This window comes from Acidaminococcus sp. AM05-11, assembly GCF_003472805.1.
In the GTDB taxonomy this organism is placed as follows: Bacteria; Bacillota; Negativicutes; order Acidaminococcales; family Acidaminococcaceae; genus Acidaminococcus; species Acidaminococcus hominis.
This window is the reverse complement of the sequence record NZ_QRMX01000022.1, coordinates 19,158-30,049: the sequence shown is the minus strand read 5'-3', so window position 1 is coordinate 30,049 and position 10,892 is coordinate 19,158. Positions and strand designations below refer to the sequence as shown.

Annotated in this window: 12 protein-coding genes; 8 read left to right on the top strand and 4 right to left on the bottom strand. The window is 53.4% G+C overall.

Annotation, left to right across the window (positions count from 1 at the left end; genetic code table 11):
- The first annotated feature begins 277 nt into the window (after positions 1–277).
- From DW089_RS09095 to DW089_RS09060, 8 genes are all read left to right on the top strand, one after another.
- Positions 278–982 carry a DUF542 domain-containing protein gene (locus DW089_RS09095; RefSeq protein ID WP_105327087.1) on the top strand — a complete coding sequence of 235 codons (705 nt, stop codon included), beginning with the start codon at positions 278–280 and terminating at the stop codon, positions 980–982.
- 121 nt (positions 983–1,103) lie between these two features.
- Positions 1,104–1,874 carry an SDR family NAD(P)-dependent oxidoreductase gene (locus tag DW089_RS09090; RefSeq protein ID WP_105327088.1) on the top strand — a complete coding sequence of 257 codons (771 nt, stop codon included), beginning with the start codon at positions 1,104–1,106 and terminating at the stop codon, positions 1,872–1,874.
- Between the two features lie 460 nt (positions 1,875–2,334).
- On the top strand, positions 2,335–3,333 hold the full coding sequence (locus DW089_RS09085; protein WP_118287139.1) for a uroporphyrinogen decarboxylase family protein: 999 nt from the start codon (positions 2,335–2,337) through the stop codon (positions 3,331–3,333).
- Positions 3,334–3,358: 25 nt separating this feature from the next.
- Positions 3,359–4,225, top strand: a complete 867-nt coding sequence (locus DW089_RS09080) for a transporter substrate-binding domain-containing protein (protein ID WP_105327090.1) — start codon at positions 3,359–3,361, stop codon at positions 4,223–4,225.
- 104 nt (positions 4,226–4,329) lie between these two features.
- Positions 4,330–5,118 (top strand): amino acid ABC transporter permease, encoded by a 789-nt coding sequence (locus tag DW089_RS09075; protein ID WP_105327091.1) that lies wholly within the window; start codon positions 4,330–4,332, stop codon positions 5,116–5,118.
- A gap of 12 nt (positions 5,119–5,130) precedes the next feature.
- Positions 5,131–5,835, top strand: coding sequence for an amino acid ABC transporter permease (locus tag DW089_RS09070; RefSeq protein WP_105327092.1), 705 nt, complete (start codon positions 5,131–5,133; stop codon positions 5,833–5,835).
- 16 nt (positions 5,836–5,851) lie between these two features.
- Positions 5,852–6,601 carry an amino acid ABC transporter ATP-binding protein gene (locus tag DW089_RS09065; RefSeq protein ID WP_105327093.1) on the top strand — a complete coding sequence of 250 codons (750 nt, stop codon included), beginning with the start codon at positions 5,852–5,854 and terminating at the stop codon, positions 6,599–6,601.
- 271 nt (positions 6,602–6,872) lie between these two features.
- The gene (locus DW089_RS09060) at positions 6,873–8,282 is read left to right on the top strand and encodes a cation:dicarboxylate symporter family transporter (RefSeq protein WP_118287138.1); all 1,410 of its coding nucleotides are present in this window, start codon (positions 6,873–6,875) and stop codon (positions 8,280–8,282) included.
- 59 nt (positions 8,283–8,341) lie between these two features.
- Here the strand turns inward: DW089_RS09060 and DW089_RS09055 are convergent, their stop codons facing one another.
- From DW089_RS09055 to DW089_RS09045, 4 genes are all read right to left on the bottom strand, one after another.
- Positions 8,342–8,944, bottom strand: a complete 603-nt coding sequence (locus DW089_RS09055; RefSeq protein ID WP_105327095.1) for a nitroreductase family protein — start codon at positions 8,942–8,944, stop codon at positions 8,342–8,344.
- 39 nt (positions 8,945–8,983) lie between these two features.
- On the bottom strand, positions 8,984–9,211 hold the full coding sequence (locus tag DW089_RS09050; RefSeq protein WP_105327096.1) for a tautomerase family protein: 228 nt from the start codon (positions 9,209–9,211) through the stop codon (positions 8,984–8,986).
- 92 nt (positions 9,212–9,303) lie between these two features.
- On the bottom strand, positions 9,304–9,462 hold the full coding sequence (locus DW089_RS11505; protein WP_199614784.1) for a hypothetical protein: 159 nt from the start codon (positions 9,460–9,462) through the stop codon (positions 9,304–9,306).
- A 13-nt stretch (positions 9,463–9,475) separates the two neighbouring features.
- Positions 9,476–10,627 carry a sodium ion-translocating decarboxylase subunit beta gene (locus DW089_RS09045; RefSeq protein WP_105327097.1) on the bottom strand — a complete coding sequence of 384 codons (1,152 nt, stop codon included), beginning with the start codon at positions 10,625–10,627 and terminating at the stop codon, positions 9,476–9,478.
- Positions 10,628–10,892: the final 265 nt, after the last annotated feature.

Below are 10,892 nucleotides of genomic sequence, written 5' to 3'. Positions count from 1 at the left end.
TATTAGGAACTGTCTACTTGACGGGGAGCACACCAAGCGTGAAGGAGGTGGGGCCCGGAGGGCCTCAGAGGAAGTTTAAATGTTCGGATATAGTTGTAACAAATGAACGCTAAAGAAGGGGCTGTGGAAAAATGAAAGCTCATTTTTTCACAGCCTTTTTTTGCTAGGAAAGATTTCTGCTGAAATGTTGTAATTCCAACGGACCGGGCAAGAAAAATGGGGTATGATACAGCTAACAAGGCAGCGGGAACGAAGCCGCTGCAGGGGAGGCATTCTTATGATTACGAAAAACAACACTTTTGCGGAAGTGGTACGGCAATATCCACAAACCATCGGGCTTTTCAACGAACTGCATCTGGACTACTGCTGCGGCGGGGATCATACCCTGGAACAGGGCGTAGCGGGAAAGGACGTGAATTTGGAGGACCTTTTGGCAAAACTCAACGCAGCAGCCCAAAAGGTGCCGGCCAAGGAAACGGGAGCTGCGGCTTCCCTGGACGCCTTTAAGGAACTGTCCATTCCGGAAATGCTGGACAGCCTGGAACAGACCCACCACGTAACGGAACGGGAAATGATGGGCCAGGCAGAGGAGCTGTTAAACAAAATTCTCATCGTCCATTATCCCCATCACGGAGAGCTGCTGACCCAGCTGCATCACCTGTACTGCGCTTTGAAGGCGGAGCTGGAAGAACATTTTGCCAAAGAAGAACGGCTGGTGTTCCCGCTGCTGCGGCAGCAGCCCCAGCCGGACGCCCAGACCCTGGCCTATGTGAAAAAACTGGAAGAGGAACATAGCGCAGCCGGGGACCTGATCAAGGAAATCCAAAAGCTGACGGAAAACTTTACGCTGCCGGCAGATGCCTGCATCACTTTCGAACGGACCTATAAGACTCTTGAAGCCCTGTTCGATGATATTTTCATCCACATTTTCAAGGAAAATTCCATCCTGTTCCCGGAATACGAGGAACAAGCCCAGAAATAAACTGCATAGAAAGAGCGGGACTGGCTGAGTTCAGTTCCGCTTTTTTATGACCCGAAGCCGGCAGAAACACCTTTGCCAGTCTGTTAGCTTTCTGATAGACTATAGCCAAGGAGATGATCTTATGGATCTAGGACTGACAGATAAAGTAGCGGTCATTACCGGGGGTACGGCGGGCATCGGCCTGGCCACGGCCAAGCAGTTCCTGGCGGAAGGCTGCCAGGTAGCCATTTGCGGGCGCCGGCAGGAAACCCTGGACAAGGCACTGGCCCAGCTGGGGCCCTGGGCCTTTGGCATCCCGGCAGATGTGACCATTGAAGCGCAGGTCTATGCCTTTGCCAAAGCGGTAAAGCAGCATTTTGGACATATAGACGTATGGGTGAACAATGTAGGAGCCTCCTTTGCCCGGGAGGAGGAATGGTACACGGTTGAGGAGATTGACCGGCATTATGAGGTGAATTTCAAGTCCATGGTTATGGGCTGCCAAACCGCGGTGCCGTATCTGGAAAAACAGGGGGGCGTTATTGTGAACGTGGCTTCCCTGGCGGCCCGCTGTGCCACCAGCGGCCGGGCTACCCTGTACGGGGCCATGAAGGCAGCGGTGGTCAATTATACCAATACCTTTGCCGGAGAAGTGGCCAGCCGGGGAATCCGCGTGGTCTCCATACTGCCGGGATTTACCCTGACGCCCTTGGTGGAAGCTACCATTTCCCCGGGAGAACTGGAAAAGCAGGTGAAGCAGTGCCTGCTGCGCCGGGCTGCCAAGCCGGAAGAAATTGCGGCTCCCATTGTGTTTGCCGCCAGCAGCAAAGCCAGCTACATGACGGGTACCGCAGTGGAAATTTCCGGGGGTCGGGCTGTGACGCTGAATCCTGGTTATTCCTACGGGGAATAAGCAAAAAATAAATTCCAGCAAAATGCTAGGAAAAAATTTAGCGGCCAAATGACTTTTTTTGAAATAAACGCTTGACAAGTTGATATTCCTAGCGTACTATATTGCTAAACATTGTAAATACGGAAAACGCGAAGATCGGAATAAGTACACATATAAGGCCCATACAGAGAGCGGGAATCACCGGCTGAGAGTTCCTGCCGCAAGCCAAGTATGTTGGAATGCCTCCGTGAGCGGGCGGGCGAATTAGATAGTAGCCTTGCACGGATGTCCCCACGTTAGCGGGTTAGAGTTGCAGCGAAGTTTGCTGTAAGCAGAGTGGAACCACGGACCACCGTCTCTGTATAGAGACGGTGTTTTTTTGTACCCTTTTTCCGGGAAAATCTGCGATTTTGCGCTACCGTACTACCTGTAAAACCTAGTATTTTACTAGAGATTATTTCACTTCGGGGAGGATTTTAAAATGACTCAAAGCAAAAAAGAATTGGTGTTTGCAGCAATGGACAACAAACCGGTGGACCGGGTTCCTTCTGGTTTCTGGTTCCATTTCCTTCAGGACGAAATCCACTCCGATTCCTTCCAGCATCCGGAACTGTTTGAACAGCTGTATGCGGGAGAAACCCGTTACATCGATACGGTGCAGCCGGATTTCGTGAAGATTATGACCGATGGGTTCTTCCCTTACGAAAACCCTACGGCCTTCGGTCTGGAAACGGTGGAAGATTTCAAGCACATTGTGCCTTTGAAGGACGATGATCCTTGGTTTACGGTCCAAATCGGGTACGCCAAGAAACTCAGCGAACGCTACGGCAAGGACATTCCGTTGTTCTACAATCTGTTCTGCGCCGGCACGACCCTGAAATTCATGCGCAAGGACATTTTTGCCGCCGACGCCTGGCTGTCCAAGCTGGTGCTGGAGGATCCGGCAGCGGTGAAGCAGGGCCTGGACGTAATCTCCGGGGATATTGCCAAACTGGCCAAACGGCTGATTACCGAAGGCGGCGTTACCGGCATCTACCTGAGCCTGCAGAACCTGTTGGGCGAAGGCATTACCGAAGCGATTTACCAACAGGTGCTGGCACCTGGTGAAAAAGCCATCCTGGCAGCCGCCAACAGCGTCAGCGACTACAACATCCTGCACATCTGCGGCTGGTCCGGACACCGGAACGATTTGACCTGGTATAAGGACTACGAGGTGAAAACCATCAACTGGGCCGCGGTAGTGGAAGGGGTGCCCTTGGAAGAAGGCCGGAAGATTTTCGGCGGCCGGGCTGCCCTGGGCGGCTTTGGCAACCTGGATAACGAAGTGCTGTACATCGGCACCAAGGAAGAAATTCAGGCAGAAACCAAACGGATTCTGGAAAAGGCCGGCAGAACCGGCATCATCCTGGGTGCCGACTGCACCGTGCCCCGGGATACCAATTGGGAACATTTCGCTTGGGTGCGGGAAGCAGCCAAATAACCAGCTAAAAAGGGGAGTATAGAAGATGAATCTGAAAAAACTCAGCAAAATCGTTTTGACGGCAGCTCTGACGGGCGTTCTGGCAGCAGGCCTGGCAGGCTGCGGCAAAAGTGACGATAAGGCGGCTGCAGGCGGCAGCGACAAAAAGAAAGTGGTGAATGTGGCCTTCACCAACTACTATGTACCCTATGACTTTGTCAACGACAAGGGCGAGCCCGATGGCTTTGAAGTGGCCGTGATGAAGGAAGTGGCCAAGAAGCTGCCCCAGTACGAATGGAAATTTACCGGTACCTCCGATGATGATCTGCTGATCGGGGTCGAATCCGGCAAGTACCAGGTAGGTACCAAGGGCATCTGGAAAACCGCAGCCCGGGAAAAGAAATACGTCTTCCCGAAAAACAACATTGGCGCCAGCGTCATTGGTCTGGTTATCCGGAAAGAAAACGCCAACGAAATCAAGGACATGGATTCCTTTGCCAAGTTCAGTGGCAAGCTGGTCCCCATCGCTCCCCAGGATGCCCGGTACTCCGTTATCGAGCAGTACAACAAGGAACATCCTGACAAGCAGATTCAGTTAAAACCCTCCGAAGCATTCCAGATTGCAGATGCCTACAGCTGGGTGCTGGAAGGCCGGTATGATGCTTACCTGGAAGTAGAGCTGAGCTACAAGAACAACATCGAAAAGGCGGATGCCCCGTACCATAAGTTTGCAGATTCCCTGACCTACCTGCGCTACAAAGGCATTCCCACCTATCCGCTGTTCAACAAGAAAGAACAGAAACTGGCAGATGAGTATGACAAGGCCGTGAAGGAACTGAAAGACGACGGCACTATTGATAAGCTGGAAAAACAGTATTTTGGCGAAAGCCTGTCCCAGTACCTGGGCAAATAAGCAAGCTTAATCCCGCATGGGCTTTGCAGGGCAAAGCCCATGCCTAACTTGGAAAGTGAGAACTTCCACTAGAGGGAAGTCAATTCATAAAGGAGGAATGCGCAGTGCAAACGAGAATTTTTGACCCTTCGGTGATCCTGTCCACCCTGCCGGAGCTGCTGTCCTATTTATCCGTAACTCTGCTGGTGGCTTTTGCCAGTGTGTTCTTCGGATCTGTTTTTGGAATGGTGCTGGCCAAGGCCAAGCTGGGTAACCACCGGCTGCTTAAAGGGCTGGCCCATGGGTACACCTATATCATGCGCTGCACCCCTTCCATTGTTCTCTTGTTCATTGTTTTCTATGGGCTGCCCAAGTTGGCAGAAGCTTTTACGGACCTGAACCTGCACGAGGTGAACCGGGCGGTCTACGCCATCATTACCTTTACCCTGCTGTTTGGGGCCTACATTTCGGAAGTGTTCCGGGCAGCCTATCAGGCCGTCCCCAAAGGGCAGTATGAAGCTGCTGTCAGCATTGGGCTGACGCCCTTCCAGGCTTTTCGCCAGGTAATGCTGCCCCAGGCGGCGGTGGTAGCCCTGCCCAACTTTGGCAATTCCCTGATCAATCTGATGAAGGAAGGGGCGCTGGCCTATACCATCGGTCTGATTGATATGCTGGGGAAAGCCAATCTGATTATTGCCCAGAACTTCGGGGCCTACGGGGTGGAAATCTATCTGGCGGCCATGCTGGTGTACTGGGGCCTGACCACGCTGGTGGGCCAAGGCTTTAACGTTCTGGAGGCTCATTTGAGCAAAGGCCAGGTGAGAACAAGACAAACGGCCAAGGTACGGGTACCGGTGCTGAACGGACCGTCCCTGGGTCTGATCAAAAAATTGCAGCGGCAGGCACTGCATTAAAGGAGGAGCACCATGGAACTGGATACAGCCTTTATGGCAGACACTTTTCTCAAAATCTGGAGCGGTATCGGCACGACCCTGGGGCTCACCGCCCTGTCCCTACTAATCGCCATTCCCTTTGCCTTCTACATGGCGCTTTTGCGGATTCGGGGGAATGTGCTGGGCAGCAGCCTGACCAAAGCCTACGTTTCCTTTGTCCGGGGAACGCCTATTGTACTGCAGATATTGTTGTTCTACAGCCTTTTGCCCAGTTTTTTGAACGTAGTGGTGAAAAGTTTGGGCCTGGACTTTAATGTATTTGAAAGCATTGACCCCTTCTGGTACGCCGTGATTATTTTTGCCTTAAACACCACGGCACTGCTCAGCGAAGTGTTCCGGTCGGCGCTGCTGAGCATTCCCCGGGGACAGCTGGAAGCCGGAGTGAGCATTGGCCTTAGCCCTTTCCAAACCTACCGGAAAATTATCATTCCCCAGGCTGCGGTGGTGGCCTTGCCGGCGGTGTGCAACATTACCGTGAATCTGATCAAGGGCACGTCCCTGGCCTTTCTCATGACCGTAAAAGATGTGCTGGCGGTGGGCAAGATTGCCGCTTCCTATGGGTACAATTATATTGAAGCGTACCTGGATGTTTTTGTTGTTTACCTGATTGTCTGCACTGTAGTGCAGCTGGCCTATAAATTGGCGGAAAACCGGATGGGTTCTTTCCGGGCCGCTTAAGAGGGGTGGAATCAAGATGCTGTTATCGATTCGAGATGTACGCAAAAGCTTTGGCGATTTGGACGTGCTGAAAAACGTTCATATGGATATCAATAAGGGAGATGTGGTGGTGATTTTGGGGCCCAGCGGCTCCGGCAAGACGACCTTTCTGCGCTGCCTGAACTTCCTGGAACGGGCGGATGCGGGAGAAATGGATTTTGCCGGTATGCATCTGGACCTGAACCGGGCTTCCCAAAAGGAAATTGCCGCTGTGCGGAAAAAGACAGCCTTTGTGTTTCAGGGCTACAACTTGTTTGCCAACAAGACGGTACTGGAAAATGTGACCCTGGGGCTCACCACCGGCCGGGGCATGGACAAAAAGGAAGCGGAAGAAATCGCCGTCCAGGCCCTTCAAAAGGTGGGGATGGGCGACCGGCTGGACTACTATCCTTCCCAGCTGTCCGGGGGTCAGCAGCAGCGGGTGGGCATTGCCCGGGCCATTGCGGTGAAACCCGACGTTATCCTTTTTGATGAACCTACCTCGGCCCTGGATCCGGAGCTGGTCGGGGAAGTTCTCAAGGTCATGAAGGACCTGGCAGACGAGGGAACCACCATGATTGTGGTAACCCACGAAATGAAGTTTGCCAAGGACGTAGCCACCCATGTTATCTTCATGGATGGGGGCGTGATTGTAGAAGAAGGCAGTTCCCAGGATATTTTTGAGCATCCCAAAGAAGAACGGACCCAGAAATTCCTTCACCGGGTGCTGTGCCATTCCTATAATTAACTCAGCGGCAAAGGCTGCCTCCAAAGCAGGGTGGTGCTTTGCTGCAAAAGCTGTTAGAATAACAGAAAGCAATAAAGAAATTTGTAAAATAACAAGCTGCGAGAGCGAAGGGCCTGCTGGGGAACGCAGGAAGGACCCTTAGCCCGCTGAGCCTCGGCCCAAACGGGTGCAGCAAGGGAGATGACCACGGACAAAACATGGCAGCACGGCAGCCGGTGAAACGGCTGGAAAGTAAATTACGAAAGCTTAGAGGAGCAAAAGGAGACGTATCATGAACATTCCATTTTTTGAGCAGTTTTTGATGATCAGCAGCCCGACTACCGTGGGCATTCTGGTCCTGTTTGTGGCCCTTTTGGGCGTGGTGTACTATTTGCAGCGGAAAAATACGGACTTTGGCACCCTGGTCATTGCCGGTACCCTTTTGGGGGCAGTGCTGGGACTGGTGGTCCAGGTGATTGCCGGATTCCCCACCGATCCTATGAAGGTGGCCTACGTAAAAGAAAGCACCAAGTGGTTCTCTTTGGTGGGCGGCGGCTTTATTGACCTGATTCGTATGTTGGTTATTCCCCTGGTGTTTATTTCCATTATTCATGTGATTCTTCATATGTCCCAGGGCGCCAATTTGAAGAAACTGGTAACTTCTACCTTGGGGGTAGCGCTCACCATGGTTTCCATTGCAGCCATTGTGGGCCTGACCCTGGGTTCTGTCACCCATCTGGGCCAGGGCATGAGCGCCGCCGAAGGGGCTTCCAAAATGCGTGAGGTAAAGCCGGTGGTGGATACCCTCCGGGCCCTGATTCCCAACAACCCGGTGAATGCCATGGCTACCACCAACGTAATTGCTGTGGTGGTATTTGCCGTAGTTATCGGCGGGATTGCCCGGCTGATCAAGACTACGGGCACAAACCAACTGGAATTGGTGACCAAGTTGTTTGATGAACTGCACCTGATTATTTCCTGGGCTGCGGACTTCATTATCGGTCTGATGCCCTACGGCGTGCTGGCCCTCCTGGCATCTACGCTGGCCCAGCGCGGGTTTGCAGCCATTCGGGATATGGGCCTTTTTATTGTCCTGATTTACGTGGGCGTGGCCATTATGCTGGTGGTACAGTCCCTGCTGCTGATGGCTTTTGGCCTGAACCCTGTGACCTATTTCAAGAAAGCCAAATCCGTACTGCTGCTGGTCTTTACTTCCCGCTCCAGTGTGGGGGCGCTGCCGGCTACCATCAATGCCCTGACGGAAAAATTGGGGGTTAACGATGCAACGGCCAACACGGTGGCCAGCTTTGGCACCACTGCCGGCATGCAGGGCTGCGCCGGTATTTTCCCGGCCCTGTGCATTGTGTACATTTCCAACGTGGCAGGCATCCAACTGGATATGACCATGTATGTGATGAGCGTCATCGTAGTGGCCCTGGGCTCCCTGGGGATTGCCGGGATTCCTGGTACCGCTACCATGTCCGCTTCCGTATCCCTGTCCGGAACGGGGCTGGGGGCCTACTTTGGAATGATCTCCCCGGTGCTGGCCGTTGATCCCATTGTGGATATGGGCCGGACCATGCTGAATGTCAGCGGCTCCATGACCAACGCCATTGTAGTGGACCGGCTGCTGGGCACCTTCAACAAGGAAGCCTTTGACGCGGAAGTGCCTGCGGCAAAAAGCAGCGAAGCTGACCGTTAAATAAAAGAAAGCGCCGAGAACCTGTATTTACAGGTTCCCGGCTTTTTTACGGGGTAAAACTAGAGAGTGGACCGGAAGGTAACCAGCTCTTCCAGCTTTTTCCGGGGCCGGGCTTTGGGAGCCTGGTCCGGATAGCCCAGGGCAACGGCGCCTACCAGCATGGCATCCGGCCGGCCTAGGGCGGTAAGCTCCGGATAGGCAAAGCAGGTGTTGCCTATCCACAGGGAGCCCAGGCCCAGCCGGGTGGCTTCCAGAATCAGGTTTTCCAGGGCGGCGCCAATGGACAGCAGGTCGCACTGCTCCTTAAAGCGGGCGTCAGCGCCAATTAGATCCGTCAGCTCAGCCGGGGCATTGGTGTTGTACACCAGGATGACCACCGGAGCCTGGCGCATGGTCATCAGGGTCATCCGGGCATCTGGCAGACCAAAGGCGGAACCAGGCAGAAAGTCGTGGTTCTGGCGTTCCCGGCGGATTCCCTGTTCCAATAGGGAGCAGGCCTGTTCCTTGGCAGAGTCCTCCAACACCACAAAGTGCCAGGGCTGGCGATTTTTCCCAGAAGGAGCCAGCTGGGCTGCCTTGAGTACGTCTAACAGCAGCTCCCGGGGTACGGGTTTAGCCTGGTATTTTCGGATGCTGCGGCGGGTTTCAATTTCAGGAATCATGGGGTCTTCTCCTTTTTGGCAATGTGATTTTCGGGCGGCTTAGTATTTCTTCACGCCGTCCAGCACCAGCATCTTATCCAGCTTGGTGTCAATTTCGGGTTCCCGGACTTTTTCGTTCCAGTCCTCCGGAGCTACTTCCTCCAGGGAAATATGGATGGCCTGGGGAGGGCAGCCCCAGATGTCCAGAATATCCTGGTAGATTTTATCCGCCAGTTTCTTTTCGGTTTCCGGATCTTTGGGATATACTTTCAAAGCAACGTAAGGCATGGCAATCTCCTTTCTTCGGTGAAACAGGGTAATAAAAAAGCGCTCCTTCTATTATAAAAGAAGGAGCGCAGGAGAAACAAGGGGATAATGGATTAGCGTTTTCTTTTGCTGCCGGCAGGCACCGCATCGGGGCTCACCGGGAACAATTTTACCAGGCCGTAGGTAATGGCGGCAAACAGGGCCATAACCACAAAGACCAGGGGATAGGCGATTACCAGAAGTTCCAAAGCAGCTTGTACACTATTTGTCATCATAAAGCCTCCTTTACATGAGAACCGGAATCAGCGCCATAACAAGGCCGCCTGCTACCACAGAAGCCACCTGGCCCGCTACGTTGACGCCGATGGCCTGCTGGATAATGAAGTTGCTGGGGTCTTCCTTCAGGGCCATTTTGGCAATTACCCGGCCGGAAATGGGGAAGGCGGAAATGCCACAGGCCCCAATCATGGGGTTGATTTTTTTGGTCAGAAACAGGTTGGCCAATTTGGCAAACAGCAGACCGCCCACCGTATCAAATACGAAGGCTACGGCACCCAGGCAGAGAATCTTCAGGACCTGGATGGTCAGGATATTTTCCGCGGTCATGGTGGCGCCTACGGTAATGCCCAGCAGCAGGGTTACCAGGTTGGTGAGCTCGTTTTGGGCCGTTTTGGCCAGGGAGTCACAAACTCCGGATACCTTCAGCAGATTGCCGAACATCAGGGCTCCAATCAGGGGAACGGAAATGGGCGCCAGGATACCGGCTACCAGGGTGACCATCAGGGGAAACAGGAACAGGGCCGTTTGGGAAACGGGCTTTTCTTCCTTATAGTGCATCTTGATCCGCCGTTCTTCCTTGCTGGTCAGCAGTTTCACAATGGGCGGCTGGATAATGGGCACCAGGGACATGTAACAGAAGGCAGTTACCGTAAGAGGTGCCAGCATTTCCGTGGCAAATTTCTGGGCCACGAAGATGGTGGTGGGGCCGTCGGCTGCACCTATGATGCCGATGGAAGCTGCTTCGTTAAAGGGGAAACCCACCAGGGCTGCGCAGATGGTGGCGGCAAAAATCCCCAAATGGGCGGCGGCTGCAAACAGCATCATGTAGGGGGCACGGAGCAGGGGGGCAAAGTCGCACATGGCGCCAATGCCGATAAAAATCAGCACCGGGAACAGTTCGTTGGCAATGCCGGCCTGGTACAGGACGGTGAGAAAGCCCGGCTCCCCGCCGCCCGTGGGCATTACGGCAAAATGGCCGGGAATGTTGGCCAGGATACAGCCTAGTCCCATAGGGAACAGGAGAACGGGCTCGTAGCCCTTCTTGACTCCCAGGTAGATCAGCAGGAAACCGACGGCAAACATAATCCAGACCGTGGGGTCCGACATACCCATGACGCCGGCAAATAATTCCTGGAATACGGTACTTGTGCTAGACATACATCATCACCTCAGCAAAATTTTGTCTTCCCGGCACGGGAGGGGAAAATCCCTGAAAAAAGAGGACCCAACATTTTTCAATGCCAGGTCCTCTACAGCCTTTCTACCCCCGTGCCATCCGTAGAAAGGGATTATGCAGTTTTGTTGGGGCCGCGCCTCTCGAGTTGACCGAACACCCATAAAGATTACACAACTAGTATAAGGCATTTTTCTCGTTTACGCAAGTTCTTCTCCTGGGTCCCTTGTGGTATAATAGGGGAAAAAT

Excerpts from the sequence above, each read along its gene's own strand:
- DW089_RS09095 (WP_105327087.1), top strand. The coding sequence starts at position 278 with ATGATTACGAAAAACAACACTTTTGCGGAAGTGGTACGGCAATATCCA.
- DW089_RS09090 (WP_105327088.1), top strand. The coding sequence starts at position 1,104 with ATGGATCTAGGACTGACAGATAAAGTAGCGGTCATTACCGGGGGTACG.
- DW089_RS09085 (WP_118287139.1), top strand. The coding sequence starts at position 2,335 with ATGACTCAAAGCAAAAAAGAATTGGTGTTTGCAGCAATGGACAACAAA.
- DW089_RS09080 (WP_105327090.1), top strand. The coding sequence starts at position 3,359 with ATGAATCTGAAAAAACTCAGCAAAATCGTTTTGACGGCAGCTCTGACG.
- DW089_RS09070 (WP_105327092.1), top strand. The coding sequence starts at position 5,131 with ATGGAACTGGATACAGCCTTTATGGCAGACACTTTTCTCAAAATCTGG.
- DW089_RS09065 (WP_105327093.1), top strand. The coding sequence starts at position 5,852 with ATGCTGTTATCGATTCGAGATGTACGCAAAAGCTTTGGCGATTTGGAC.
- DW089_RS09060 (WP_118287138.1), top strand. The coding sequence starts at position 6,873 with ATGAACATTCCATTTTTTGAGCAGTTTTTGATGATCAGCAGCCCGACT.
- DW089_RS09055 (WP_105327095.1), bottom strand. The coding sequence starts at position 8,944 with ATGATTCCTGAAATTGAAACCCGCCGCAGCATCCGAAAATACCAGGCT.
- DW089_RS09050 (WP_105327096.1), bottom strand. The coding sequence starts at position 9,211 with ATGCCTTACGTTGCTTTGAAAGTATATCCCAAAGATCCGGAAACCGAA.
- DW089_RS11505 (WP_199614784.1), bottom strand. The coding sequence starts at position 9,462 with ATGACAAATAGTGTACAAGCTGCTTTGGAACTTCTGGTAATCGCCTAT.
- DW089_RS09045 (WP_105327097.1), bottom strand. The coding sequence starts at position 10,627 with ATGTCTAGCACAAGTACCGTATTCCAGGAATTATTTGCCGGCGTCATG.